Source organism: Nocardia cyriacigeorgica (assembly GCF_029868385.1).
Classification (GTDB): Bacteria; Actinomycetota; Actinomycetes; order Mycobacteriales; family Mycobacteriaceae; genus Nocardia; species Nocardia cyriacigeorgica_F.
Genome location: NZ_JARWNX010000026.1, coordinates 1 through 26,255 on the forward strand (window position 1 = coordinate 1; position 26,255 = coordinate 26,255).

Sequence of the window (26,255 nt, forward strand, 5' to 3'; positions counted from 1 at the left end):
ACCGGCGATCAGGTCACCATCGGCGCCGACGGTCTGGTGCGCCGCAGCGCGTGAGGACGGCGGTGGTGGGCGGCCGGGGGGGGGGGGGCCCCCGAGCCGCCGGGCACGCCCCGCGCGCGTGGCGGACGCCAGGGGCCGCCCCCCCCCCCGCGGGGGCGGGGGGGGGGCCGGGGCGGGGGGGGGGGGCGGGGCCGCGGTGGTGCTGGGGGGGGGGTGGTGCGGGGGGGCGGGGGGGGCGCCCCCCCCCGGGCCCCCCACCACCGCCGTCCTCACGCGCTGCGGCGCACCAGACCGTCGGCGCCGATGGTGACCTGATCGCCGGTGTGGAACCAGGTGCCGGTGAAGCGGTCGGCGGTGGTCTGCGGATCGTTCCAATAGCGGCGCGTGACATTCGGGCCACGGCACAGCAATTCACCGTGGCCGCTGGCCGCACGCGGCCCCCACAGCGCCAATTCGGTACCGCCGAAGGGTAATCCGAGCACCCTGTCACCGGACTCGGTCACCGAATCGTCGACGGCGAGGCCGATGCCGCTGGTCTCGGTGGCGCCCCACACCGCCCACTGTCTGGCGTCGGGAAAGACCGCACGCAGTTCGGCCGCGCCAGCCGCCGCCACCCGTTCGGCGCGATGACCTGCGGTGCTGATGCGCGCTACGCCCTCGGTGCGCAATCCGTCGGCCCGTTCGGCGGCCAGCTCGGGCAGCAGCGCGCCAAGGATCCGCGGGGTCGCCGCGATCATGTCGATCCGTTCGGCGGCAATGGTTTCGGCGAGCCTGCCGTGATCGGGCGCGAGCACCACGGTGCCGCCGACGGCGAAGGTCGGCAGCAGCTGGTCGACACAGCCGCTGGCGTGCGCCAAGGGCAGCAGCACCAGATTGCGCATACCGTCGGTGGGCAGATCGAGTGCCGCCACCACCGAACGTATGGCCGAGAGCAGGTTTTCGTTGGTGAGTTCGACGCCCTTGGGCAGGGCCGGGCCGGGGGCGGCGCCGCTGGTGTAGCAGAGCAGAGCGAGATCGTCGAGGGCCGCGCCGTCATCGATGAAGGCGGCGCCGTCGGGGAGTTCGGACTCGGCGACACCACCGGTCCTCGTCGCGGCGCAGCCGCGGCTACCGGCGCCGAGTACGAAATCGGCGCCGCTGTCGGCGATCACCCGTTCGGCGACCGCCGAGGACAGCCCGTCGTGCACCAGCACCGGCACCGCGCCGCTGAGCAACGCGCCGAGGAATGCCTGCACCCAGCGCGCGCCGACCGGCAGATGGACCGCGACCCGATCGCCGTAGCCGATGCCGTGCTCCTGCAATCCGCCCGCGATCCGCGAGGCGGAATGCCACAGCTCGCGGTAGGTGAGTCGGGGGCCGCCGATCTCGACCACGGCTTCGCGGGTGGCGAAGGCGTGCACTTGCAGATCGAGGAGTTCGGTGAGGGCGGGGGTGAGGTTGCCGTAGCGCAGGACGCCGTCGGCGCCGCGTGCCAGCGGATCGGCCGCCCACTCCCCCGCCGGGTATTCGACCAGCAGACCGGCCGGATCCTCGGCGCTGTCGGTCACGCCCAGCCCGATGAGCCTCGTTGTGCCGTCTCTCATCGGACCTCCGCGTGCTTCGAACCGTCAGGCACTGCGACTATATGACGCAGATCACAAATACGAGGGAGTAGTCGGCGAAAGTTTCCGTGTCGTCATGCGCCCGGCGTGGCGGATCAGCGTCCCGAGTAGGTCGCGTTACCCGGTCCCAGCTCCAGGAAGCTGCGCACGGCGCCACGCAGATCCTCGGTGGCGAACAGTTCTCCCGACACCTGCGGGGTCACCGAATCGGCGTGTGCCACACCGCCGGAACGCCAGGCCTCGACGATCTTCTTGGTCGCGGCATGCGCGCGCGTCGGCCCCTGCGCCAGCCGGTGCACCAGCGCGGTCGCCGCGGCGTCGAGATCCTCGTGCACCGCGTTCACCACACCCCAGTCGGCCATGGTCGCCGCATCGTAGAGGTCGCCGGTCATGACGAGTTCGCGGGCGCGGCCGGAACCGGCGCGCTCGGCCAGACGCTGCGGGCCGCCCATCGACGGCGTCAACCCGACGACGATCTCCACCAGACCGAACTTCGCTTTCGGCGCGGCCAGGATCAGATCGCAGGCCAGCGCGATCTCGAACGCCGCGGTGAGGGTCAGACCGTGTGCGGCGAAGACCACCGGGCACGGCAGCGCCTCCAGCGGATGGCAGATGCGGGCGAACAGATCGCGCCAGAGTTCGGCGCCCTGTTCGGCGGTGAGCCCTTCGAAGGTGTGCACATCGACGCCACCCGAGACGACCTTGCCCTCCGCGCGCAGCAGCAGCGCGCGCGGCGGGCGCGCGGTCAACTCGGCGATATCGGCGACGAGTGCGTCGAACATGGCCTGGTCGAACAGATTCAGCGGCGGGCTGGCCAGCGTCAGCGTGGCGACCTCGGCGCCGTCGCCGATGGTCGCGCGTTCCAGTCTGGTGGGTTTGGTGTCACTCATCCGGTCAGCGTAAGGGCATGGGCGCGGCTCGGATCTGCGAGACTGTCGGTGTGACCAAGGCGGAATCGGAGGCAGGCACCTACGTCGAGCCGGGCGAGTTCAAGCGCGACACCAACTACATCACCACCCGGATCACCGCGGACGGCACCGACGGCTATCCGGTGGTTCCGGATCGGTACCGGCTCGTCGCCGCGCGCGCGTGCCCGTGGGCCAATCGCACGCTGATCGTGCGCCGGTTGCTCGGTCTGGAGCAGGTCATCTCGCTCGGACTGTGCGGCCCCACCCACGACAAGCTGAGCTGGACCTTCGATCTGGACCCGGGCGGGCTCGATCCGGTGCTCGGCATCCACCGGCTGCGTGAGGCCTACCTGGCCCGCTTTCCCGACTATCCACGCGGTATCACCGTGCCCGCCATGGTCGATGTACCGACCGGCCAGGTGGTCACCAACGACTACGCGCAGATCACCCTGGATTTCTCCACCGAATGGACCGAATTCCACCGGCCGGGCGCACCGCGGCTGTATCCGGCGGATCTGCGCGCCGAGATCGATGAGGTGAACCGCCGGGTGTTCACCGAGGTCAACAACGGGGTGTACCGCTGCGGTTTCGCCGGGGCCCAGGATGCCTACGACGCGGCCTACGACCGGCTGTTCACCGCCCTCGATTGGCTCTCCGAGCGTCTGGCCGGGCAGCGCTATCTGGTCGGCGACACCATCACCGAAGCCGATGTCCGGCTCTTCACCACCCTGGTCCGGTTCGATCCCGTCTATCACGGCCATTTCAAATGCAACCGCACCAAGCTCAGCGAGATGCCGGTGCTGTGGGCCTACGCCCGCGACCTCTACCAGACGCCGGGATTCGGCGACACGGTCGATTTCGCGCAGATCAAGACCCACTACTACGTGGTGCACACCGACATCAATCCCACTCAGATCGTGCCCGACGGCCCCGATCTGACGAACTGGTTGACCCCGCACGGGCGCGAGGCGCTCGGCGGCAGCCCCTTCGGTGACGGCACCCCACCGCCCCCACCCCCGCTGAGCGAACGGGTGCCCGCGCTGCGCGGACCGCAGTAGCGCGCCACGATCGCCGATGGACGGGAGCCGGTGACTCGGCTCACCGTGAGGTCGTGCACGTCGTGGGGTCGGAACCGAAGACAGGGGGTAATCCGTTGTCAGAACGAGCTGACGGCGCAGGTGCCCTACAGTTGCGCAGCAGAGGCCGATAAGGAGGATGAGGCCGTGTTCACCAAGGCGTTCGAAAAAGCGGTGGTCGAGCTGCTCGACACCGGATCCCGCCTACAGGCGCCCGCGGTGGCCAAGTACGTCGCCAGGGTGCGGCGCGCGCATCCGGAGGAGAACCCGGCACAGATCATCGAGCGGTTGGAGAAGCAGTATCTGCTCGCGGTGACCGGCAGCGGCAGCGCGGTCGGCGCCACCGCGGCGGTACCGGGTGTCGGCACGGTCGCGGCTCTCGCCGCGGTCAGCGCCGAGACCACCTTCTTCATGGAGGCCTCCGCGGTGTTCACCCTCGCCGTCGCCGCCGTGCACGGGGTGCGGCCGCAGGACAAGGAGCAGCGGCGCGCGCTGGTGCTCGCGGTCGTGCTCGGCGACACCGGTATGGAGATCGTGCAGAAGAGCATCGGGCATTCGGCGAAGAACTGGGGCACCGCGTTCGCGACCCGCATCCCCGGATTGTCGGGGATGAACGATTCGCTGTTGAAACGGTTCATCGTCCGGTTCCTCACCAAGCGCGCCGCGTTGATGGCGGGCAAGGTGCTGCCCGCCGGTATCGGCGCGGTCATCGGCGGTGCGGGTAACCGGACCCTCGGCAAGGCCACGATCGCCAACGCGCGCAGGGCATTCGGGCCCGCACCGGCCCGGTTCCCGGCCGATCAGCCGAAGATCATCGACGCCGATCCGCTCACCGCGCTGGAAGCGGCGCCGGCGTTTCCGCAGCCACCGGCCGCGTCCCGGTGAGCGCCAGCCGACCGCAGGCGATCGCCGTTCGCGGATTGAGTAAGCGCTACGACCTCACCGAGGTGGTGCACGATGTCGGGTTCACCGTCGCGCCGGGCACCATCGCGGCCCTGGTCGGTCCGGAGAACTCGGGCAAGACCACGGTGATCGGCGTGCTGCTCGGCCTGCTCGAACCCACCTCGGGAACGGTGGAGGTGGATGGATACGAGGTCGGCGCGCGTCCCGACGACGCGCCCGCGGTGGGTGGTGTGCTCGATCCGCGCGGACTGCACCCCGGCCGCAGCATCGGCGACCATCTCCGCATCTACGCCGCCGCCGCTGGACTGCCGGACCGCCGGGTCCGCGAAGTCCTCGACCGCACCGGCCTCACCGATTTCGCGCGCACCAAACCCGACGGGCTGAGTCCGGGCCGGCAGCTGCGTGCCGCGGTGGCCACGGCGCTGCTGCCGAATCCGCGGCTGCTGATCCTCGACGATCCCACCCTCGACCTCGACGGTGTCGAGCACGCCTGGCTCTCGGATTTCCTGCGCGGCCACACCGGACGCGGCGGGACGGCGCTGGTCAGTGCGCGCAGCCTGGCCGCGGTGCTGCCGTTCTCCGACAGCCTGATCGTGCTCAGCGACGGCGCGGTGGCCTATCAGGGCAGCCCGGCACGTTTGCGGCGCAACAATCCCGACCGGCTGGTCGTGGCGTCGTCCTCGGCGATCGCGCTGGCCACGGCACTGGCGGTGGCCGGATACACCGATGCCGTCATCCGGCAGGACGGCAGGCTCGCGGTCGCGGAGGCAAGCCAGGAGCAGATCGCGGCGGTGGCCGGTGCGGCCGCGGTCCGCATCGACAGCATCGTCGCCGACCCCATCCACCCGGATCGGGTACTGGCCTCGCTCACCACCGCGGCGCGCAACCGGCCGGTGATCTACGGCACCGCCGCACCGCAGCACCCCGCTCGCCCACCGCAACCGTCACCGATGCCGTACGGGATTCCACGATGATCGACGTCTTGTCCGCGGACCTCGTCCCGGCGATCAACTCCGAACTGCGCAAGACCACCACGCTGCGCTGGCCGCGGCTGCTGGCCGCGCTGGTGGTGGCCATCGCCGTGGTCACCAGCTCGGTCACCGCGATCCTGTCCGGCCAGGCCGATCCGAGAGGGGAACCGGCCACCGGCTCCGCCACGATCGGCCTGTATCTGGCGTTGATCGCGGTGATCCTGGCCGCCGCCGGATACGGCGCGGCCAGCGCCGGCGGCGAATTCCGGCATGACACCATGGCCGTGACCGCCATGTTCACCCCCGATCGCGACCGGCTCGTCGGCGCGAAGCTGCTGGTCACCGCCGCTTTCGCACTGGTAGCGGCAGTCGCGGTCGAGATCGTCGCCCTTGCCTGCCTGTTCGCATTCGGCCGCGGGAAATTCGAGATCACCGCACAGCTGTTCGCGGTGTTCGGCGGCGGGCTCATCGCCACGGTGTGCTGGTCGTTGATCGGCGCGGGCGCCGGACTACTGTTGCGTTCCCCCGGCAACGGCGTCGCGGCCGTCCTCGGCTGGGTCCTGGTGATCGAACCGTTGATCTGGCTGGTGGCGACCGGAATCGGCATCTCCGGCCTGGCCACCCTGCTACCGGGATCGTCGACCATCAGCACGATCTTCGTCGGTTCCTTCGCCGACGCCGACCTGCTGGCCCCGACCCCCGCGGCCGTCGTGGTGCTGCTGCTGTGGACCATCGGGGTCGGTGCCGCGGGCTGGTGGTCGGTGCGTTCGCGCGATCTCTGAGGGCTGTACTCTCTGCGCGACGCCGGCCGGACCGGGGTGCTCAGACGTTGCGTCGGGCGCGGGTCGCCGGCGCTCGTAGGTGGCCGTCGCCCCCTGGGATGCCGGGGCCTTCATCTGCGGCGGTTCGGGTGTACCGGTGAGTTGGCCGAACGTGCGAAGTCGAGTGTCGTCATCTCCTCTCCAGCTTTCTGCCGCTGCGGCACCGAGCCGGGTCGGTCCTTCGTCGGTCTGAGTGAGCGATCCGCGCAATCGAGCCTCCCCCTCCGCCTCATCGGCTGCCGGGGAAGCCTTGTCCGGGGGCCGGGACCAGCGCTGGGGAACAAATAATTTGTCGGTGGGCGTAGTTAAGGTCGATGGCAGATGGTGAGGGGTGGTCGACGGGGGGCTGGTTGTGAATGGATCGGCGCGGGTGAGCACGAAATCAGCTGGGGGGACGGAGGCCGGGTCTCCCGGCTGGATCAGGCGGCTGTGGCTGGAGAGCTGGCAGCATCGGCGGACCGTCGCCGGGATCGCGGCGGCGGTGCTGGCCGGGGCGGCAGCCGAGATCATCGCTCCACTGCTGACCAAACGCGCGGTCGACGCGGCGGGGATCGGTGATACCGATGTGATCGGCACCGTCGCGGCGCTGCTGGTGCTGCTGGCTGTCGGACGATTCGCCGCCTCCTTCGGACGACGGCTGCTGGCCGGACGGCTCTCGCTCGACGTCCAGCATTCGCTACGGGTGGATCTGCTCGGTTCGCTGCAACGGCTCGACGGCGCCGGACAGGACGCCATCCGCACCGGACAGGTGGTCTCGCGGTCGATCACCGATCTGCAATTGGTGCAGGGTCTGCTGGCAATGGCGCCGCTGTCGGGGATGTCGCTACTGCAATTCGTGCTGGCGGCGGCGGTGATGATGTGGCTGTCGCCGCTACTGGCCACGGTCGCGCTGCTGGTGGTGCCCGCCGTCGCGGTGGTGGTCTACCGGATTCGTCCCCGGCTGTACGCGGCCACCTGGTCGGCGCAGCAGCGGGCCGCCGATCTCGCCCAGCACGTCGAGGAGACGGTGACCGGTGTGCGCGTGGTCAAGGGATTCGGTCAGGAAGCGCGGATGGTCGATCTGCTCGAACGCCACGGCCGCACTCTGTTCGCCGAACGCATGCGGGCCGCCGTCATCAATTCCCGCTTCGCGCCGACCCTGGCGGCCATCCCGCAGATCGGGCTGGTGGCGGTGGTCGGGCTGGGCGGTCTGCTCGCCATCCGCGGCAGCATCGGTCTCGGCACCTTCCTCGCCTTCACCGCCTACGTCGCCACCATGACCACCACCGCCCGCACCATGGCCTCGGTGGTGATCATGGCCCAGCTCACCAGGGCCGCCGCCGAACGGGTGTATCAGGTGATCGACGCCGCGCCCACCGTCGCCGATCCCGATGATCCGTCCGATCTTCCGGATGGCCCCCTCGGCATCGACCTGGCGGCGCTCACCTTCGGATTCGACCCCGACCGCCCGGTCCTGCGCGATCTCGACCTCACGGTCCGCCCCGGTGAGACGGTCGCGATCATCGGCCCCGCCGGTTCGGGCAAGACCACCCTGTCGCTGCTCCTGCCCCGCTTCTACGCCCCCGATTCGGGCGCCATCCACCTGTTCGGAGCCGCACCGGGCGCAGCGACATCCGCGCCGACCGGCCACACCGGGAGACCGACCGGGCACTGCGCACCACACGTGGACCCACCGAGCCCTCACCCGAGCGCGACCATGGGCCACACCGGATCGGACGCGCCGAACACACTGCCCCCATCCGAGTACACCGCATCGGACGACGTACTACCGAGCCGTGATCTCACTGCCCTCTCGACCGGCGACCCCGTACCCGGCGGCGTGGCAGGACAACCGGACCGTCACGTCGAGATCCGCGCACCACGCGCCGCTGAACCACACGCGACCACCGATCCGGGGATGCCCGCCCATCGCACGGCCGAGCGCACCGATGGCCCCCGCGACCGTCCGAGCACGGCGACCGGCGACCCCAACCGCATGACCGGCGACCCCGACCACATGACCGGCGACCCCGACCGCAGCGGCCCGACGGACTACCGCGTCGACATCGCCCGGCTCCGCGCGAGCGATCTGCGCGCCGCGATGGGTGTGGTCTTCGACGACCCGTTCCTGTTCTCCGACACCATCGCCGCGAATATCGCTCTCGGCAGCCCCGAGGCCACCGATGCCGAGATCCGGTGGGCGGCGAAACAGGCCGCGGCCGACGATTTCATCGGCGAGCTTCCCGACGGATACGACACCGTGGTCGGTGAGCGCGGGCTCACCCTGTCCGGCGGCCAGCGCCAGCGCATCGCCCTGGCGCGCGCACTGCTGGCCCGTCCGCGCATTCTCATCCTCGATGACGCCACCTCCGCCGTGGACGCCGTCACCGAGACCGCGATCTTCGACGCGCTCCCCGATCGAGGCGAGCGCACCACGATCATCCTGGCCCACCGCGAATCCACCCTCGCTCACGCCGACCGGGTGATCCGGTTGCCTGCGCCCGCCTACGCCCAGCCCGGCGCCGTTGCTGTGGTCCCGGAGCGTCCGCGGCGGGTGACGCGCGGCGCGGGCCGGGCGGCGGCCGCCGATCTGAGCGAGACACCGGAGCTGCGGCGCACCATCGAACGGCTACCACCGGCGACCGAAGAACCCGGCCTCGACGACACGCGGCTACGCACACCCGACCCCGGTTTCCGGCTGCTCCGGTTGCTGTGGCCGGTACGTGCCCTGGTACTGACGGTGATGGTGTTGCTGGCGCTGGAGGCCCTGATCGGCATCGGGTTCCCGCCGATCGTGCGGTACGCGATCGATGCCGGGGTCGGCGGGGGCGAGTCGAGCGCGCTGCTGCGGGCCGCCGCGCTCGGCGCGGTACTGGTGCTGGCGGGATGGATCGTCGGCGCGGCCACCACCAGGCTCACCGCCCGCACCGGCGAGCGTGTGCTCTACGGGCTGCGGGTCCGCAGCTACGCACATATTCAGCGGCTCGGGCTCGACTACTACGAGCGTGAACTGTCCGGCCGGATCATGACCCGGATGACCACCGATGTGGACGCGCTGTCGACTTTCTTGCAGACCGGTGTGTCGACGGCGCTGGTGAGCGCGCTGTCGCTGGTGGCGATCGCGATGGCGCTGCTGGTCATCGACTACACGCTGGCGTTGGTCGTGCTGCTCGGGGTGTTGCCGCCGCTGGTGCTCGCGACGGTGGTCTTCCGGCGGGTGTCCTCGGCGGCCTACACGATCTCGCGTGAACACGTCTCCACGGTCAATGCCGATTTCCAGGAGAACATCAGCGGTCTACGCGCGGTGCAGGCCTACCGGCACGAACCGCTCGCGGCGCGCCGCTTCGCCGAATACTCCGAGCGCTACCGGCACAGTCGGATGCGGGCCCAGCGCGCCATCGCGGTGTACTTCGCGTTCATCGCGGCCTGGTCGGATCTGGCGCTGGCCATGGTCGTGTTCGTCGGCGCCCGCGAGATCGCGAGCGGCGCCACCAGCGCGGGCACGCTCGTCGCGTTCGTGCTCTATCTGGAATTGCTGTTCGGCCCGGTGCAGCATCTGTCCCAGGTCTTCGACGGCTACCAGCAGGCCAAGGTCGGTCTGCGACGGATCGGCGCGCTGTTGCGCACGGAGTCCTCGATCGCCGCCGATCCCGCCGATGCCGTCACCGTCACCGGTCGACTGAACGGCGCCGTCGCCCTCGACCGGGTGCGCTTCGGCTATCCGGGCACCGAGCAGCTCGCGCTCGACGGCGTCACACTGGATATCCCGGCGGGCTCCACGCTGGCCTTGGTCGGTGCGACGGGCGCGGGCAAATCGACCATCGTCAAACTGCTCGCCCGGTTGTACGACCTACCGCCCGACGGTGCGGGCGCGGTCCGGGTGGACGGGGTGGATCTGCGCGATTACCGCCTCGGCGACTATCGCGCCCGGCTCGGCATCGTCCCGCAGGAACCTCACTTGTTCACCGGCGACATCGCCAGCAACATTGCATTCGGGAAACCATCGGCGACCGCACAAGAGATAGCGGCCGCCGCCGATGCGGTCGGTGCGACCCCGATGATCGCCGCCTTACCGCTCGGACTGAGCCAACCGGTGGGTGAGCGCGGACGCGGATTGTCGGCCGGGCAGCGGCAGCTCATCGCCCTGGCCCGAGCCGAACTGGTCGACCCCGACCTGCTGCTCCTGGACGAGGCGACAGCCACCCTCGACCCGGCAACCGAGGAATCGGTGCTGGTAGCGACAAGATCACTGGCACGCGACAGGACCACGGTGGTGGTGGCGCACCGGCTGGCCACGGCGGCGCGCGCCGACCGGATCGCCGTCGTCGACCACGGCCGGATCGCCGAAATCGGCGCCCACGAGGAGTTGGTGGCCGCGCGTGGGGCATATGCCCGGCTCTGGGCAGCGGCCGGAGAAAGGGAGGGAATATTCTCAGCAGAGGACGAGTCGTCACCTGTGAGGAGCGGCCTGTCCGCCGGTCGGTAGCACCACCAATTCGGGGCTGGGCCTATCCTCGACAGAGGGCGCATCGGCGCGTATCCGCCGATCCCCGTGCCGGGCACGTCACAACGTCGCAGCGCGAAGAACGAAATGAGGCGAACACCTGCTGTGAGCAGCTCAACTTCCCAGTTCGGACAGAACCAGTGGCTAGTCGACGAGATGTATCAGAAGTTCAAGAAGGATCCATCATCGGTCGATGCAAGTTGGCACGAGTTCCTCGCCGATTACACCCCCGACGCTTCCGGTGACGCCGCCGCCGGTCAGCCGTCGCCAGCGCAGGCCCCGGCACCCGCGCAGGCTGCGACGACCGCACCGGTGAACTCCGCGCCCGTTCCGGCGCCCGCGCCCAAGGCCGCAGCACCCGCCCCGAAGGCGGCGCCCACGCCCGCCGCAACGGCTCCGGCTGCCGCGGCTCCCGCCAAGGCCGCGCCCGCACCGCAGCAGGCGCGCGCGCCGAAGACCACTCCGGCCCCCACCTCCAACGCCGCGCCCACCTCCGGCGCGCCCAAGCCCGCCGCCGCGGCGGACGAGGCGAAGGTACTGCGCGGTGCGGCCGCCGCGGTGGCGAAGAACATGTCGGCCTCGCTGAGCATTCCCACCGCGACCAGCGTCCGGGCCATCCCCGCGAAGCTGATGATCGACAACCGTCTGGTCATCAACAACCATCTGGCCCGTACCCGCGGCGGCAAGATCTCGTTCACCCATCTGCTCGGCTACGCGATCGTGCAGGCGGTCAAGGCGTTCCCGAACATGAACCGGCATTTCGCCGAGGTCGACGGCAAGCCGAACGCCATCACCCCCGCCCACACCAACCTCGGTCTCGCCATCGACCTGCCGGGTAAGGACGGCAACCGCTCGCTGGTCGTCGCCGCCATCAAGGGCACCGAGGAGATGACCTTCGGGCAGTTCCACACCGCCTACGAAGACATCGTGCGCCGGGCCCGCGAGGGCAAGCTCACCGCAGAGGATTTCAGCGGCGTCACCATCTCGCTCACCAACCCCGGCACCATCGGCACCGTGCATTCGGTGCCGCGGCTGATGTCGGGCCAGGGCGCCATCATCGGCGCGGGCGCGATGGAGTACCCGGCCGAGTTCCAGGGTATGAGCGATGACCGGCTCGCCGATCTCGGCGTCGGCAAGCTGATGACGCTGACCTCGACCTACGATCACCGCATCATCCAGGGCGCCGAATCCGGCGATTTCCTGCGCACCATCCACCAGCTGCTGATCAGCGACGAGTTCTTCGACGAGATCTTCCACGGTCTCGGCGTGCCGTACGAGCCGGTGCGCTGGCGCAAGGACGTCAAGGAGCGCGGCGTCGACAAGAGCACCCGCGTGCTCGAGATGATCGCCGCCTACCGCAACCGCGGCCATCTGATGGCCGACACCGATCCGCTGCGCCTGGTCAAGGACAAGTTCCGCAGCCACCCCGACCTCGACGTCACCCAGCACGGCCTCACCCTGTGGGACCTGGACCGCACCTTCGACGTGGCGGGTTTCCACGGCCAGGAGCGGATGAAGCTGCGCGATGTGCTCTCGGTGCTGCGCGATGCCTACTGCCGCCACGTCGGTGTCGAGTACACCCACATCCTGGAGACCGACCAGCTCGAGTGGATTCAGGAGCGCGTCGAGCAGAAGCACGTCAAGCCGACCGTCGCCCAGCAGAAGTACATCCTGAACCGGCTGAACGCGGCCGAGGCGTTCGAGACGTTCCTCCAGACCAAATACGTCGGGCAGAAGCGGTTCTCGCTGGAAGGCGCCGAGGCCGTCATCCCGATGATGGACGCGACGATCGACCAGTGCGCCGAGCATTCGCTCGACGAGGTCGTCATCGGTATGCCGCACCGCGGCCGCCTGAATGTGCTGGCCAATATCGTCGGCAAGCCCTACTCGAAGATCTTCACCGAGTTCGAGGGCAATATGAACCCGGCGGCCACCCACGGCTCCGGTGACGTGAAATACCACCTCGGTGCGCGCGGCACCTACCTCCAGATGTTCGGCGACAACGAGATCGAGGTCTCGCTCACCGCGAACCCCTCGCACCTCGAGGCGGTCGACCCGGTGCTCGAGGGTCTGGTGCGCGCCAAGCAGGATCTGCTGGACAAGGGCGACGGCCCCGAGGGCTTCTCGGTCATGCCGCTGATGCTGCACGGTGACGCCGCGTTCGCCGGTCAGGGTGTGGTGGCCGAGACGCTGAACCTGTCGGGTCTGCGCGGTTACCGCGTCGGCGGCACCATCCACATCGTGGTGAACAACCAGATCGGTTTCACTACCGCCCCGGAGAACAGCCGCTCCACCGAATACTCCACCGATATCGCGAAGTTCATCGGTGCGCCGATCTTCCACGTCAACGGTGACGATCCGGAGGCCTGCGACTGGGTCGCGCGCCTTGCGGTCGATTTCCGGCAGAAGTTCCGCAAGGACGTGGTCATCGACCTGATCTGCTACCGCCGCCGTGGCCACAACGAGGGCGACGACCCGTCGATGACCCAGCCGTACATGTACGACGTCATCGACACCAAGCGCTCGGTGCGCAAGAGCTACACCGAGAGCCTGATCGGCCGTGGCGATATCTCCATGAAAGAGGCCGAGGACGCGCTGCGCGACTACCAGGGCCAGCTGGAGCGCGTGTTCAACGAGGTCCGCGAGCTGGAGAAGTACTCGCCGGAGCCCAGTGAATCGGTCGAGGACGATCAGAAGGTGCCCGCGACGGTGCAGACCGCCGTGGACAAGTCGGTGCTGCAACGCATCGGCGACGCGTTCCTCAATGTGCCGGAAGGCTTCAACGTGCATCCGCGCGTCAAGCCGGTGCTGGAGAAGCGTCGCGAGATGGCCTACGAGGGCAAGGTCGACTGGGCCTTCGCCGAGCTGCTCGCCTTCGGCACCCTGATCGATGAGGGTCGCGCGGTGCGGTTGACCGGCCAGGACTCCCGTCGTGGCACGTTCACCCAGCGTCATTCGGTGATCATCGACCGTAAGACGGCCGAGGAGTACACCCCGCTGCACAACATCGGCTCGGCGAATCCGGGCTGGTTCGCGGTGCACGATTCGGCGTTGAGCGAATTCGCCGCTGTCGGTTTCGAATACGGCTACTCGCTGGGCAACCCGGACGCGCTCGTGCTGTGGGAGGCGCAGTTCGGTGACTTCGTCAACGGCGCGCAGTCCATCATCGATGAGTTCATCTCCTCCGGTGAGGCCAAGTGGGGTCAGCTCTCGGAGGTCGTGCTGCTGCTGCCGCACGGTCACGAGGGTCAGGGTCCCGACCACACCTCCGGTCGTATCGAGCGTTTCCTCCAGCTGTGCGCGGAGGGCTCGATGACGGTGGCGGTGCCGTCCACCCCGGCGAACTACTTCCATCTGCTGCGCCGCCATCAGCTCGACGGCATCCGTCGTCCGCTGATCGTCTTCACCCCGAAGTCGATGCTGCGTAACAAGGCCGTGGTCAGCGATCTGAAGGACTTCACCGAGAGCAAGTTCCACTCGGTGTTCGACGAGCCCACCTACGAGCAGGGCATCGGCGATCGCGGCAAGGTCAAGCGAGTGCTGCTGACCAGCGGCAAGCTCTACTACGAGCTGGCCGCCGCCAAGGCCAAGCAGAAGCGCGAAGACGTCGCCATCGTGCGCATCGAGCAGCTGTACCCGATGCCGAAGTTCCGTCTGAACGAGGCGCTGGCCGGTTACCCGAACGCCACCGATATCGCCTGGGTGCAGGAGGAACCGGCCAACCAGGGCGCATGGCCGTTCTTCGGCCTGAACCTGCCCGAGCTGCTGCCGGAGCGTTTCGGCAAGCTGCGCCGCATCTCGCGCCGCGCCATGTCGGCCCCGTCCTCGGGTTCGAGCAAGGTGCACGCCGTGGAGCAGGCCGAGATCATCGAAGAGGCCTTCGAACCGACCGCCTGATCACCCTCTCCCCACACCCCCGACGCCGGGCCGAACCCTCTCCCCCACAGAGCGATTCGGCCCGGCGGCGGCCGTTCAGCATCGAGTGGTACCTGGCTGCGGCAAACGTCGAGTAACCCCGCAGCCAGGTGCCACTCTGCGGGTGCCGCAGGTCCATGACCTGCTCAGCGCTTCGCAGCCACCCATACCCACCGATATTACGAATAACACGTATTATGAATACGAGTATCTCGCAATATCGGAGGAAGCTGATGGCAACGACGGTCGACATCCCCGATGAGGTTCTGGACGAAGCGCTCCGACTGACCGGGCTGACCACCAAGAAGGCCGTGATCAACCTGGCCATGAACGAACTCGTCCAGGGCTATCGGCAGCGTGAAGCCTTGAGCAGGCTCTCCCGAATGAATCACAATCCCTTCCTCACCGCGGACGAACTCGCCGATGAGCGGCGAAGCAGCGAATGACCACCCCGTTCTCGCGGCCCCTCTACCTGATCGATCACTCGGTCATGTCCCACTATCGGACAAGCGAACCGGTCAAGCTTGCGGTAGACCGCCTGGCGGTCTCGGGAGTGCTGTGTTCGTCGATGGTGACCATGGACGAGGCGCGGTTCAGCGCCCGCAACGCGCAGGACCTCACCTTCATCACCGAGTTGTACGGCTCGGTGTTCCACTGGCTGACAACCGATGAGACCGTCGAGCGCGAGGCGGCACGCATTCGAAAGGCGCTGTGGAAGATCGGCGCGGGCCGCGGAGCGCAAACCACCGAAGTTCAGATAGCCGCGACGGCTTTGCGGCATGCGGCCACCGTCGTGCACAACGACCGCGACTTCCTGACGATTCATCGAGCGGTGCCCGAACTCGAGCAGCTCCGAGTGCAGCCGTGAGCAGCAGGCCGCACACCATCTGAATATCCTGTGGCCCCGTGGCGCGCGGTAGATCAGGTTGTCGTGTGGTTATCGGGGCCGGGGGTGGGGAGCCAGTCGTCGCCGGTGCGGATGCGGTCGTAGGCGGCGCGGGCGGCGGCGAGGTAGTCGGCGGCTTCGAAATCGAGGTCGAGGAGGGTGGCGGCGTGGGCGGGTGGGTGGTTCATGCGGTGGCGCCAGAACTGCCAGGCGCGGGCCAGTTCGTCCACGGCGAGGCCGACGCGGTTGTGCACGGTGCAGGCCTGGCGGTTGACGCGGTCGGTGATGGCGGCGCGCACGATGTCTTCGATTTCGGCGATGCCGATATCCCACAGCACTTCACTGCCGCTGACACCGGCGAGTGTGGTGACGTTATCGGGCCGGACCCACTGGTGCAGGTTCGCGAGCAACCATGCCGCACGCAGGATCAGCAGTTGTGAATGATCGTGCGGTACATGGCCCTCCATGGCGGAGATGAGCTCGTCCGCCGTGGGCAGCGGGCGTTCCATATCGATGAACATGGGTTCCTACCGTTCGCGGAGTGCGGGCCCGTTCGGAGCCGGGGCGTTGGAGTCGGTGTCGGTGACATCGAGCAGCCGCACGTCGATGGCGCGGGCCGGGAGGCTGCGGGCGAGCGAGGCCAGGATCAGCGCCGCCGAGGGGCGATAGCGGTCACGCGGCGGCTCCAGCCAATACCGCAGATTCGGTTGACGGTCCGCGGGCGAGGGCAACGCGATCTCGGCGCCCGCCCGGAGCACCGCGACCCGCACCCGGAACAGCTGCGCCGACAAGGCGGATGGCACCGAAACATCCGGCCGCACCAGGAAAGACCAGGACCCCGACCGCGGATGCGAAATGATCGGCCCCACCGCCTGCCGCCGCGCATGCATATCGGCGCGCACCGACTGCCCGAGCACCCCCGGCATCCGCACACACCACACCCCCTTGGCCTGCACAAGAATTCGACCGGTACCCGCCTGCACGAGCGCATCCAACCCGCACACCTCGCGGTAGAACACGCACCGACTGGACGGATTGTCGCCGAACGAATCGAGTCGCATCGCAAGACCTCTGCATCGTCGAGTAGTTGGATGGGGTGCGCCCGGCCCGATACGTGGGACCGCACCAGGAGCGGGAGGGTCTCACATGGGGCGCTCCCCTCCCGGGCACACTTATAAGGACACCGCATCTGCGGCTCAGAGAGGAGTTCAGAATCGTTTTGAGGGGAAATCTCCCCAAATCGTCAGCATCGGTGCCGAATCGGATGGATGATTTTCCCGATTCGGGAGGAACTACCAGCCACAGGGGAAGACTTGCCAGACCACGACAGCACCGTCACTCGACGCCAGCTGGGCAAACGTCTGCGTGATGCACGCGAGGGAATGGGGATGACCCTCGAAGACGCAGCGACGCTCATGGAGTGGGGCAAAAGCAGCCTGCACCGCATCGAGAAGGGGCAGAATCAGAAGATCCGCATTCGGGATCTGGAGGGCTTGATCGAGATATATGGGATCGAGGAGCCTCGGGCAGCCGAGTTACGGGGCCTAGCAAGCGAGTTGGCTGGGAGACAATCATGGTGCGAGTACGGAGGGGTGGTTCCCGAGAGGTTCTTCGTATACCTGGGACTCGGGTCGGCTGCCCGTCGCCAATCGACCTATGAACCTGACCTGGTGCCAGGTCTTCTTCAGACCAGAGAATACGGGCGCACACTCGTAGCCGAAGCACTGCCCAACGAGTCACCTGACGATGTGGATCGTCGAATGGGGCCGAGGTTACGGCGACGGCAGCTTCTGACCCGAAAGACCCGGCCAGTCCAGTTCGACGCAATCCTCTCCGAAACAGTCTTACATCGCGTGATCGGCGGCCCGTCCGTGATGGCAGGACAGCTCAAACATGTCGCGGATATGAGTACCCGACCAAACATCACCGTCCGTGTGGTGCCGTTCTCCGCCGGGATGCCGGGCGGAGATCAACTCGGCTCGTTTGTCATTCTAGATTTCGATACTGACGGTCGGGGAATTCCGATCGAGCCCACTACCGTCTACCTGGAGGGCCACACGAACGACAGCTACTCCGAGAAGGAGCACATCGTCGATAGGTACAGGCTGGCCTTCGATCGGCTCCGTCGTGCTTCCCTCGATGAAGTAGCGACCCGAAACCTGTTGCGAAAGAAGGCAAAGGAGTACGAGCGTGACCAATAGCCCTCTTGGAGTCCGCTGGTTCAAGAGCAGCCGCAGCGAATCCAACGGTCAGTGTGTCGAAGTAGCTCACCTCGACAACGCCCACACCGGCGTCCGCGACTCGAAGAACCCCACCGGCCCCGCCCTCGTCTTCACCCCCGCCGCCTGGGACGACTTCCTCACCAGCGCGAAGCGCGGCCGGTTCGACCGCCCCTGAACGAGCACCCCCCCCCCGCGAACACCAGAAGCCGCCGGACATCCGGCGGCTTCTTCCATTCACCCAGCTGCACCCGTCGAGGGCACCTGGCTGCGGCAAACGTCGAGTGGGCCCCGCAGTCAGGTGCCACTCGACGGGGTGGTCAGAGGATGGGGAGGGGTGGGGTGGGCGGGAAGGTGACCGGGAGGGCGGCGAGGGTGCGGTGGAGGGGGCCGGGGCGCCAGGTGAGGTTTTCCGCGGGGACGGAGAGGCGGATTTCGGGGAGAGCGTCCAAGAGTTGGTCTATGGCGTCCTGGACGATCAGGTAGGCGGCGGCCTGGGCGGGACAGGCGTGCGGACCGGCGCCCCATGCCAGGTGTGCGCGGTTGCCGGTGTGGTCGCCCGCACTGACCTCGGGATCGTTGTTGCAGCCTGCCAGGCTGATCACCACCGGCTCGTGGGCGGGGAGCCAGACGTCTTCCAGCAGGATCGGATGCCTCGGATAGGTGACGCTGGCGTTGGGCAACGGCGGGTCTTCGAAGAGCACTTCGTCGAGGGCGTCGCGGGTGGACAGCGCGCCGCCGAGGACGTCGTTGCCGAATCGGTCCTCGGCCAGGATCAACCGCAGCGTATTGATGATCAAACTCTGCATCGGGCCCATGCCCACGCCGTAGAGGGCGAGGACCTGGTGCGTCATCTCCACCTCGTCCAGTTCGGCGGGGTGTTGCAGCAGTCGGGTGGTGACGTCGTCGCCGGGTTCGCTGCGCCGGTATTCGACGAGTTCGCTCACCGCCTCGCCGAACATCCGGTTGCCCTCTTCGGAATCGACGCCGTCGAAGATGGCTGCGGTACCGGCCGCGGCCTTCGCACTGATCCCCGGCGGACAACCGAGCATGTCGTTGATGACCTCGAAGGTAAGCGGAAACGCGTACTGGCTCACCAGATCCGCGGCACCGTCCAGGCAGAACGAATTGATCAGCGGCACCGCGAACCGCTCGACGGTCGCGTGTAGGGCGTGCAGGTCGACGCCGTCGAGCGCGGCCGTGGTGACCCCGCGATAGCGCGCGTGCTCCTTGCCCGCGCAGCGTGGCGCGTTCGGCCGCCATTGCAGCACCGGTTTCACGGGGCAGTCGTCGGGGATGTCGCGCTCCCAGGTGCGCGGATCGGCGGGAAAACGGCTGGGATCATTGAGAATATTCAGTGCCGTGCGATAGCCGATCACCAGTGTCGCGGGGACGCCGGGCGCCAAATCCACCGGCACCAGGGAACCGTAGCGCGCACGCATCTCGCGGTAGGCGCTGTGTGGATCCGCGCTGAATTCGGGCGAATACAGGGCCACCCGTTCGTCATCGATTCGTCCGGGTGAGGCGTTCTGATGCACTGGCTCCGGTGTCATGGTCACTGACCTGCTCCAAGCACGGTTGAGTAGCTATCGGCACGGGTGATCGAGAATCCGGCCCGGTGACGATTCGGCCGGTGACCGCTGCGCTGCGGTACCAAGATCATAAGCCGTCGGCTCTCCCGCTGGCCGAGCGCCGTCTTGCCGCAGCCGGGGAGGTCGGACCCCTCGACTTCTGACAGTCCGTGCCATATTCTCGCGGCAGCGACCGGCATCGCAGTCGTCGGCGCGGATTCGGAGTAGCTCATGGGCACATTGGACGGCAGGGTCGCATTCATCACCGGCGCAGCGCGGGGGCAGGGGCGAAGTCACGCAGTGAGATTCGCACAGGAGGGCGCCGACATCATCGCGGTCGACACCACCGCGACAGTGGATACCGTCCCCTACCCGCTGGCCGACGCCGATGATCTGGCCGAAACGGTCCGGCTGGTCGAGGCCACCGGACGGCGGATCATCGCACGTGACGCCGATGTCCGCGATTATCCGGCCCTGGAGGCCGTCATCGCCGAGGGCGTGGAGGCGTTCGGCCGTCTGGATATCGTCATCGCGAACGCGGGCATCTCGAGCCCGGCGCCCACGCTCGAGATGAGCGAGGACACCTGGCAGAACATGATCGATATCAATCTCACCGGTGTGTGGAAATCGCTGAAAGCTTCGGTGCCGCACATCATCGAGGGCGGACGCGGCGGATCGGTCGTCATCACGAGTTCATTGGCCGCGATGTACGCCAACGAGAACGTCGCGCATTACTCCGCGTCGAAGGCCGGGCTGGTGATGTTGATGAAAGTGCTCGCGAAAGAGCTCGCACCGCACAGTATCCGGGTCAATACGGTGCATCCGACCACCGTCGCGACCGACATGATCCTCAACGACGCCACCTACCGACTGTTCCGCCCGGACCTGGAAACCCCCGACCGCGCCGACTTCGAAGAAGCCGCCCGCACCCTCAACCGCCTCCCCGTCGCCGCCCTCCAACCGGAAGACATCACCGCGACGATCCTGCACCTCGTCTCCGACAGCGGCCGCTACATCACCGGCACCACCCAGCTGATCGACGCGGGCGGAGCGCTGTAGCGCCACCAGACCGACCGCGGCCCCACCGAGCCATCCCCCTCATGGCCCAGCGAGTGGTCGACTCGAAGAGGATCTATCGAATCAAGCTATCCCACAGGGCTATTCGATACAGACAGCGCCCTCCCCCGGTACTCCCCGACCACCCCCGGCAGAACTTTCGCCCAACCAATTGGGGGCATCGCGAACCCTTCCGTGGGGCGCTCGGGCGGACGTAGGGTCGTGCTCACTGCTGGTTGGCAGCGCCGTGTCCGGGTGACGTTAGGGCTAGCACGTGAGCGATAGCGCCGAATTCGATCGAACCACTCCACCGCAGGCGCTGGTGGACCAACTGCTGCGCCATTTCAGTGTGATCACCTCCGCCGAACTCGGTCCCGATGACGACTATTTCGAACTCGGGCTGGTGAATTCGTTGCGGGCGTTGGAGATCGTGGCGTATCTGGAGCGCACCTTCGGGTTCGAGGTCGATATCGATGATCTGGATCTGGACAATTTCCGGACGGTCAATCGCGCCGCCTCGTTCGTGCACCGCAAGCGTGGCGTCCCGGCCCGCGTGGATGGCGCGGGGTGAGTGCGCTGGACGCGCTGGTGCGCGCCGCGGAGACCGAGGCCGCCGAATGGGATCGGTCGGGGTTGCCGCGTGCGGTGGTCGCCGCCGCGGCCGAGGCCGGGCTGTTCGGGGTGGATCGGCCGGAGAAGTTCGGCGGTGGTGGCGCCGACGCGCACGAGGTGGGGCGGGTCGCCGCGCGATTGGGTTCGGTCTGCACCTCGCTGCGTTCGCTCTACACCGTGCAGGGGCTCGTGGCCGCGGCCGTGGATCGGTGGGGCACCGCTGAACAGCGTGAACGCTGGCTGCCGGAGTTGATCTCCGGTGCGTTTCTCGCGGGACTGGCGGCGACCGAGGCCGGGGCGGGCAGTGATCTCTCGGCGGTACGCACGAGCTGCACCGAGGACGGCGCCGGTTATCGGATATCCGGGCGCAAACTGTGGGTGACATTCGGTGCGGTGGCCGATGTTCTCCTGGTCGTCGGGCGGGCACCGGCGGGCATGCTCGCGGCGCTGGTGCCGACGGCGCGGCCGGGCGTGACGGTCGAGCCGGTCACCGATCAGCTCGGGATGCGCGGTGCGCGGCTGGCGCACATCACGTTCGACTCGGTGGCCGTCGATGCGAACGATGTGCTTGCTCGTCCGGGGTTCGGCCTGTCGCATGTGGTCGGCACGGCGCTCGACCACGGCCGGTACACCATCGCGTGGGGATGCCTCGGCATGGCGCGGGCCAGCCTGGACGACGCGAGTACGCACGCCCGCAGCCGGTTGCAGGGCGCCACTCGACTCGCCGATCACCCGATGGTGCGGGCATCGTTGGGACGCAGCTGGGTGCAGGTGCAGGGCGCGCAGGCATTGTGTGCGCGGGCCGCCGAGTTGCGTACCGACCGCGATCCCGACGCGCTCACCGTCACCATCGCCGCCAAGTACGCGGCGGCCGGTGCGGCGGCGGAGGTCGGTGAACAGGCCGTGCAGATCCTCGGCGCGGCCGGGTGCGCGCCGGACAGCCGGGTGGGCCGGTTCTTCCGTGACGCCAAGGTCATGAACATCATCGAGGGGGCGCGTGAGGTGGCCGAACAGGACATCGGCGCATGGGTGCTGCGCGGCGATCAGGAGATGAACCGATGACCGTCACGCTGGGACCGGTGGCACTGTCATTTCCCGAAACCTCGCTGGCCGTCACCGAATTGGCCGAACTCGCCGAGCTGACGCCCGCACGCCGCGCGCATGCGCTCGCGCTGGGGATCGACCGGGTGCGCTGCGCCGACAGCGACGACGAATCCGAGCATGCGGCCCGCGCCGCCGCTGCCGCACTGGAACAGGCCGGGCTCGACGCCTCGGAGCTGGACGCGCTGCTGCTCGTCGGCGGCCGGGCACCGAAGTATCTGCTGGCCTCCGACGCCACCCGGTTGCAGCATCGGCTCGGCGCGCGCAACGCATTCGTCGCGGGCGTCGGCGAACTGGGTTGTGTGTCGATCTCGGCGGCGTTCACGATGGCGGCGGCGCTGTTGCGTGGCGATGAACACTGCCGGAACGTGCTGGTCGTCGCGGGTGCGCGCACGCCGACGCGGGCGCGTTATCGCGCGCCGATGACCGTCCTCGGTGATGGTGGCGGTGCGGTACTGCTCGGCAAGGACGGCGGCCGCTACGAACTGGTCGATCATCTGGTGCGCAGCGATGGCCGCTACGCCGACCTGTTCCGCATCGACTATCGCGGCGGCCCCGACCACGACTGGGTGGAGGAATGCGCCGACGAGGCGACCTACAGTTTCCGGCTCGCCGTGGAAAGCCGGAAACGCCTCGCGCAGATGTCGGCGGACGTGCTGGGCCGCAACGGCAACCGGTTGGACGGGCTCGACGCGGTGCTGATGCAGAACCTTTCGGTCGGCGCGTTCGGCTTCTGGGAGGAGGCGTTGGAAGTGCGCATCGACCGCGCCTGCCATCGCAACCTCGCCGACTACGGCCATCTCGGCTCACTGGACATGCTGGTGAATCTGGAATCCGCGTCGGCGACCCTGGTGCCGGGCGAGCACGCGCTGCTGCTGAACAGCAGTCCGGTCGCCGCGTGGAGCACCAGTCTGCTGCGGCGACTGCCCACGCGGACGGAGCGGGTCGGCTGATGACATCGATCGTGAAATGCCTGGTCTGGGATCTGGACGATACGGTCTGGGACGGAGTGGTGCTGGAGAACGACGCCGGGCCGCCACGACCGTGGGTGCGTGACGCGCTGCGAATACTGGACGAGCGCGGCATCGTGCACGCGATCGCCAGCCGTGGAATCCCCGAGGCGGCCGCAGCGCATCTGGACGAGCACGGGCTCAGCGATATGTTCTGCGCCATCCAGATCGGCTGGGGCGCGAAATCGGCCGCGGTGCGCCGGATCGCGGAAACCCTCAATATCGGGCTGGACACGATCGCGTTCGTGGACAACGATCCCGTCGAGCGCGCGGAGGTGGCCGCCGCGCTGCCCGAGGTGCGCTGCTACGACGCCGCCGATATCGCCCGCCTGCCGGACCTGTCCGAATTCACCCCCGCGGTGATCACCGACGACGCACGCCATCGTCGTCTGCGCTATCGCGCCGAACAGGATCGGCGCAACAGCGAGGCCGCCTTCACCGGGTCCGATACCGAATTCCTCACCTCGCTCGGCCTGGTGATGACGGTGCGCCGCGCCGGGCCCGCCGATCTGGCGCGCGCACATGAACTCACCGTGCGCACCAATCAACTCAACACCACCGGCCGCACTTTCGATATCGACGAGTTGCGCGCGCTGTCGCGGTCGCAATCGCATGAGGTGCTGGTGGCTTCGCTGCGCGACCGGTTCGGCGAGTACGGCGCGATCGGGCTGGCGGTCACCGAATCCCGTGGCGCCGATTCGGTGGTTCTGCTGCTGCTCATGTCGTGTCGGGTGATGTCGCGCGGGGTGGGTGGTGCGTTGCTCGCGCATCTGATCGAGCGGGCCGGTGCGCGCGGACAGCGGTGCGTGGCGGAGTTCGTGTCAACGGATGCCAATCGGGTCATGCTGGTGACCTTGCGGTTCGCCGGGTTCGCGGTGCTCGATTCGACTCAGGAACGGGTGCTGCTCGCCCATGACGGCGCGAGTCCGGTACCCAATACCGCCCATGTGCTGCTGCGGGCGCCCGACGCCCCGGTCCCGCCGGGTGATCTGCTGACCGGGCTGCTCCGTCAGATCGAGCGGGTGCCGGATCGGACCGCGGTGGTCGCTGGTGCACGATCGCTGACCTACCGCGAATTGGATGATGCGACACAGGCTCTGGCGGAGCAGATAGTGGCGGCCGGTGTTCGGCCCGGCCACGTGGTGCTGTGCTATCTCCGGCAGAGCGTATACACCGTGGTCGGGATGTTCGCGGCACTGCGCGCGGGTGCGGCCTGGTGCGTTATCGAGCCGGGATACCCGAAAGCCGCGCTCGCCGCGCTGTTCGTCGATATCGACTTCGGTGCGGTCGTGGTCGCTCCCGACGCGCCGGACGAAGATGTCACGCAGATCGAAGCGGTCGCTCCGGGGGCAGTGATCGTTCCCGCCGTCCTCGAAGTGAACCGGCGGGGGATCACACCCGCGGATGTCCGGCCGAGCCTGCTCCGCCGAGACGACGCTCGCCTCGACCAGGCCGGTGACGGTCGGCAGGTCGATGACGCGCCGCCACGCCTGGGTCCTTCCGCCGGACACCCCCCGACCGCCCCGGCCTACGTGCTGACCACCTCCGGTTCGACAGGCACCCCGAAGGCCGTCGTGGTGAGCCGCGCCAATGTGGCGGCAATGATCTCCGGGCGCGACTATCGGTCTCGCGACGGTGAATTGGTCTCCCTGTCGACCTGGCGGTTGACCGCCGACGGTGCGCTGGTGTTCGCGCTGTGGACGTTTCTCCGCGGCGGGACGGTGGTGTTTCCGACGCATCGTGAACTGCCGAACGCGGCGGCGGTCGCGGAGACGGTGCGGCGGCAACGGGTGACGCACCTGGCGTCGACGCCGTCGTTCTATCGGCTGCTGCTCGACCAACTGACCGGCGGGCCGCAGGTGGTCGCGCTCGCGGGCGAAGCGTTGACGCCCGCGCTGGCGGCCCGGCACCGGGAAGTGCTGCCCGACGCCGCGCTGATCAACGAGTACGGCCCCACCGAAGCCACCGTGACCTGCGTCTGGCATACCGTCACCGGGACACCGGACCGTGTTCCGATCGGCACACCGATGCCCGGCTCCGCGGCACACGTCCTCGGCCGCGATCTGGCGCATGCCGACACCGGCGAACTGTATCTGAGCGGCGACCAGGTGACCGATGGTTACGCGGCGCGCCCAGGGCTGACCGCCACCCGTTTCGTCGCCGACCCGTACGCCACCGAACCGGGGGCGCGCATGTACCGCACCGGCGATCTGGCCCGACGCGGTGCAGACGGCGCGATCGACTATCTCGGCCGCGGCGACGGACAGGTGAAGGTGCGCGGTGCGCGGGTGGAACGTCATGCGGTGGAGGCGCTGCTGGACCGCCACCCCGACGTCCGGCACGCGGTGGTGCTCGATATCCGCGATGCCGATGAGGTGAACCAACTCGTCGCGTTCATCGTCGCCGCCGGGCCGCATGCGCCGACCCCGCGCGCGCTGACCGAGTTCTGCGCCGAGCACCTGGAACCCCTGGCGATCCCCAGCCGCTTCCTCCCCATCGACACCATTCCCATCGGCGCGGCCGGAAAAATGGACGAGGCCGCACTACGCGCCCTGGCACAGCACCACCGCCCCGCCACCCCGACCCGCGACCGCAGCGGCTGGACACCGGTGCAGCGCGAACTCGCCGACCTGTGGGCCGACGTCCTCGAACACGACGAATTCGACCGCGACGACTCCTTCTTCGAACTGGGCGGCAACTCCCACCGCGTCGTCTTCCTGCACCTGGGCATCGAACAACGCTGGCCCGGCGCGATCCGCGTCGGAATGCTCTTCGACCTGTTCACCGTCACCGCACAGGCCGAAGCCATCACCGCGGCGCTCGCGGAACAGGTCGACGCGGACGGACTACACATCGATAGACAACACCGTGCTGGCCAGCCCGAGAGCACCACGACCCTCACGGACCGTACCGATTCGGGCGGCGGACCACGGCCCGATGGGCGAGCCGATGCCGCGACCGGCAACCAATCAACCGGCTCCCCTGCCGATGAGGTGGTTCGCGAACAGACCGAGGCCGCCGGCGCGAACACCGCTGACGGTACCGCTGCCGTTCGAGACGGCGATCGGCCGCAGCGCACCGCACCGTCCACTGCCCCTGTGGCCTTCGAACTGTGATCGCAC

The 26,255-nt window shown here is 68.3% G+C and carries 20 protein-coding genes; 15 read left to right on the plus strand and 5 right to left on the minus strand.

Going from position 1 to position 26,255, the window contains the following annotated elements:
- Positions 1 to 269 precede the first annotated feature (269 nt).
- Positions 270 to 1,583: a class I adenylate-forming enzyme family protein gene (locus QH168_RS04705; protein WP_280233169.1), complete on the minus strand. Its 1,314-nt coding sequence runs from the start codon at positions 1,581 to 1,583 to the stop codon at positions 270 to 272.
- A gap of 113 nt (positions 1,584 to 1,696) precedes the next feature.
- A complete protein-coding gene (locus QH168_RS04710; RefSeq protein ID WP_280233170.1) occupies positions 1,697 to 2,491 on the minus strand; it encodes an enoyl-CoA hydratase/isomerase family protein in 795 nt (264 codons plus the stop codon).
- Between the two features lie 50 nt (positions 2,492 to 2,541).
- Between QH168_RS04710 and QH168_RS04715 the strand changes: the two genes are divergently transcribed.
- From QH168_RS04715 to QH168_RS04750, 8 genes are all read left to right on the plus strand, one after another.
- A complete protein-coding gene (locus tag QH168_RS04715) occupies positions 2,542 to 3,567 on the plus strand; it encodes a glutathione S-transferase family protein (RefSeq protein ID WP_280233171.1) in 1,026 nt (341 codons plus the stop codon).
- Positions 3,568 to 3,732: 165 nt separating this feature from the next.
- Positions 3,733 to 4,470 (plus strand): hypothetical protein, encoded by a 738-nt coding sequence (locus QH168_RS04720; protein ID WP_280233172.1) that lies wholly within the window; start codon positions 3,733 to 3,735, stop codon positions 4,468 to 4,470.
- Entirely contained in the window at positions 4,467 to 5,462 is a 996-nt protein-coding gene (locus tag QH168_RS04725) for an ATP-binding cassette domain-containing protein (protein WP_280233173.1), read from the plus strand. Before QH168_RS04720 ends, QH168_RS04725 begins: the two co-directional genes overlap by 4 nt.
- Positions 5,459 to 6,241 (plus strand): ABC transporter permease, encoded by a 783-nt coding sequence (locus QH168_RS04730; protein WP_280233174.1) that lies wholly within the window; start codon positions 5,459 to 5,461, stop codon positions 6,239 to 6,241. Before QH168_RS04725 ends, QH168_RS04730 begins: the two co-directional genes overlap by 4 nt.
- A gap of 409 nt (positions 6,242 to 6,650) precedes the next feature.
- Positions 6,651 to 10,745, plus strand: a complete 4,095-nt coding sequence (locus QH168_RS04735) for an ABC transporter ATP-binding protein (protein WP_280233175.1) — start codon at positions 6,651 to 6,653, stop codon at positions 10,743 to 10,745.
- A 105-nt stretch (positions 10,746 to 10,850) separates the two neighbouring features.
- A complete protein-coding gene (locus QH168_RS04740) occupies positions 10,851 to 14,660 on the plus strand; it encodes a multifunctional oxoglutarate decarboxylase/oxoglutarate dehydrogenase thiamine pyrophosphate-binding subunit/dihydrolipoyllysine-residue succinyltransferase subunit (protein WP_280233176.1) in 3,810 nt (1,269 codons plus the stop codon).
- Positions 14,661 to 14,911: 251 nt separating this feature from the next.
- Positions 14,912 to 15,124 (plus strand): type II toxin-antitoxin system VapB family antitoxin, encoded by a 213-nt coding sequence (locus QH168_RS04745; protein WP_280233177.1) that lies wholly within the window; start codon positions 14,912 to 14,914, stop codon positions 15,122 to 15,124.
- The gene (locus tag QH168_RS04750) at positions 15,121 to 15,546 is read left to right on the plus strand and encodes a type II toxin-antitoxin system VapC family toxin (protein ID WP_280233178.1); all 426 of its coding nucleotides are present in this window, start codon (positions 15,121 to 15,123) and stop codon (positions 15,544 to 15,546) included. The genes QH168_RS04745 and QH168_RS04750 overlap by 4 nt, the downstream gene beginning before the upstream one ends.
- Before the next feature lie 53 nt (positions 15,547 to 15,599).
- Here QH168_RS04750 and QH168_RS04755 read toward each other — a convergent pair whose 3' ends face one another.
- Positions 15,600 to 16,085 (minus strand): hypothetical protein, encoded by a 486-nt coding sequence (locus tag QH168_RS04755; protein ID WP_280233179.1) that lies wholly within the window; start codon positions 16,083 to 16,085, stop codon positions 15,600 to 15,602.
- A gap of 6 nt (positions 16,086 to 16,091) precedes the next feature.
- Entirely contained in the window at positions 16,092 to 16,625 is a 534-nt protein-coding gene (locus tag QH168_RS04760) for a DNA-directed RNA polymerase subunit beta (RefSeq protein WP_280233180.1), read from the minus strand.
- A 207-nt stretch (positions 16,626 to 16,832) separates the two neighbouring features.
- Between QH168_RS04760 and QH168_RS04765 the strand changes: the two genes are divergently transcribed.
- Both QH168_RS04765 and QH168_RS04770 read left to right on the plus strand, forming a co-directional pair.
- The gene (locus QH168_RS04765) at positions 16,833 to 17,765 is read left to right on the plus strand and encodes a helix-turn-helix domain-containing protein (RefSeq protein ID WP_280233181.1); all 933 of its coding nucleotides are present in this window, start codon (positions 16,833 to 16,835) and stop codon (positions 17,763 to 17,765) included.
- Positions 17,755 to 17,961, plus strand: a complete 207-nt coding sequence (locus QH168_RS04770) for a DUF397 domain-containing protein (RefSeq protein WP_280233182.1) — start codon at positions 17,755 to 17,757, stop codon at positions 17,959 to 17,961. Before QH168_RS04765 ends, QH168_RS04770 begins: the two co-directional genes overlap by 11 nt.
- A gap of 142 nt (positions 17,962 to 18,103) precedes the next feature.
- On the opposite strand, the gene QH168_RS04775 is transcribed toward QH168_RS04770, so the two are convergent.
- Complete coding sequence (locus QH168_RS04775; RefSeq protein WP_280233183.1) at positions 18,104 to 19,336, minus strand: cytochrome P450; 1,233 nt, start codon at positions 19,334 to 19,336, stop codon at positions 18,104 to 18,106.
- 249 nt (positions 19,337 to 19,585) lie between these two features.
- On the opposite strand from QH168_RS04775, the gene QH168_RS04780 reads away from it, so the two are divergent.
- From QH168_RS04780 to QH168_RS04800, 5 genes are all read left to right on the plus strand, one after another.
- On the plus strand, positions 19,586 to 20,413 hold the full coding sequence (locus QH168_RS04780; protein WP_280233184.1) for a mycofactocin-coupled SDR family oxidoreductase: 828 nt from the start codon (positions 19,586 to 19,588) through the stop codon (positions 20,411 to 20,413).
- A 271-nt stretch (positions 20,414 to 20,684) separates the two neighbouring features.
- A complete protein-coding gene (locus QH168_RS04785) occupies positions 20,685 to 20,981 on the plus strand; it encodes an acyl carrier protein (protein WP_280233185.1) in 297 nt (98 codons plus the stop codon).
- Positions 20,978 to 22,084, plus strand: a complete 1,107-nt coding sequence (locus tag QH168_RS04790; protein WP_280233186.1) for an acyl-CoA dehydrogenase family protein — start codon at positions 20,978 to 20,980, stop codon at positions 22,082 to 22,084. Before QH168_RS04785 ends, QH168_RS04790 begins: the two co-directional genes overlap by 4 nt.
- Entirely contained in the window at positions 22,081 to 23,076 is a 996-nt protein-coding gene (locus QH168_RS04795; protein WP_280233187.1) for a 3-oxoacyl-ACP synthase, read from the plus strand. Before QH168_RS04790 ends, QH168_RS04795 begins: the two co-directional genes overlap by 4 nt.
- Positions 23,076 to 26,249: an HAD-IIIC family phosphatase gene (locus tag QH168_RS04800; protein ID WP_280233188.1), complete on the plus strand. Its 3,174-nt coding sequence runs from the start codon at positions 23,076 to 23,078 to the stop codon at positions 26,247 to 26,249. The genes QH168_RS04795 and QH168_RS04800 overlap by 1 nt, the downstream gene beginning before the upstream one ends.
- The last annotated feature ends 6 nt before the right edge of the window (positions 26,250 to 26,255 follow it).

What these genes read in the sequence shown, in the direction of transcription:
- QH168_RS04775 (WP_280233183.1), bottom strand. Translation starts at nt 19,336, where the DNA reads ATGACACCGGAGCCAGTGCATCAGAACGCCTCACCCGGACGAATCGAT.
- QH168_RS04710 (WP_280233170.1), bottom strand. Translation starts at nt 2,491, where the DNA reads ATGAGTGACACCAAACCCACCAGACTGGAACGCGCGACCATCGGCGAC.
- QH168_RS04745 (WP_280233177.1), top strand. Translation starts at nt 14,912, where the DNA reads ATGGCAACGACGGTCGACATCCCCGATGAGGTTCTGGACGAAGCGCTC.
- QH168_RS04750 (WP_280233178.1), top strand. Translation starts at nt 15,121, where the DNA reads ATGACCACCCCGTTCTCGCGGCCCCTCTACCTGATCGATCACTCGGTC.
- QH168_RS04800 (WP_280233188.1), top strand. Translation starts at nt 23,076, where the DNA reads ATGACATCGATCGTGAAATGCCTGGTCTGGGATCTGGACGATACGGTC.
- QH168_RS04740 (WP_280233176.1), top strand. Translation starts at nt 10,851, where the DNA reads ATGAGGCGAACACCTGCTGTGAGCAGCTCAACTTCCCAGTTCGGACAG.
- QH168_RS04760 (WP_280233180.1), bottom strand. Translation starts at nt 16,625, where the DNA reads ATGCGACTCGATTCGTTCGGCGACAATCCGTCCAGTCGGTGCGTGTTC.
- QH168_RS04795 (WP_280233187.1), top strand. Translation starts at nt 22,081, where the DNA reads ATGACCGTCACGCTGGGACCGGTGGCACTGTCATTTCCCGAAACCTCG.
- QH168_RS04755 (WP_280233179.1), bottom strand. Translation starts at nt 16,085, where the DNA reads ATGTTCATCGATATGGAACGCCCGCTGCCCACGGCGGACGAGCTCATC.
- QH168_RS04730 (WP_280233174.1), top strand. Translation starts at nt 5,459, where the DNA reads ATGATCGACGTCTTGTCCGCGGACCTCGTCCCGGCGATCAACTCCGAA.
- QH168_RS04765 (WP_280233181.1), top strand. Translation starts at nt 16,833, where the DNA reads ATGATTTTCCCGATTCGGGAGGAACTACCAGCCACAGGGGAAGACTTG.
- QH168_RS04705 (WP_280233169.1), bottom strand. Translation starts at nt 1,583, where the DNA reads ATGAGAGACGGCACAACGAGGCTCATCGGGCTGGGCGTGACCGACAGC.
- QH168_RS04780 (WP_280233184.1), top strand. Translation starts at nt 19,586, where the DNA reads ATGGGCACATTGGACGGCAGGGTCGCATTCATCACCGGCGCAGCGCGG.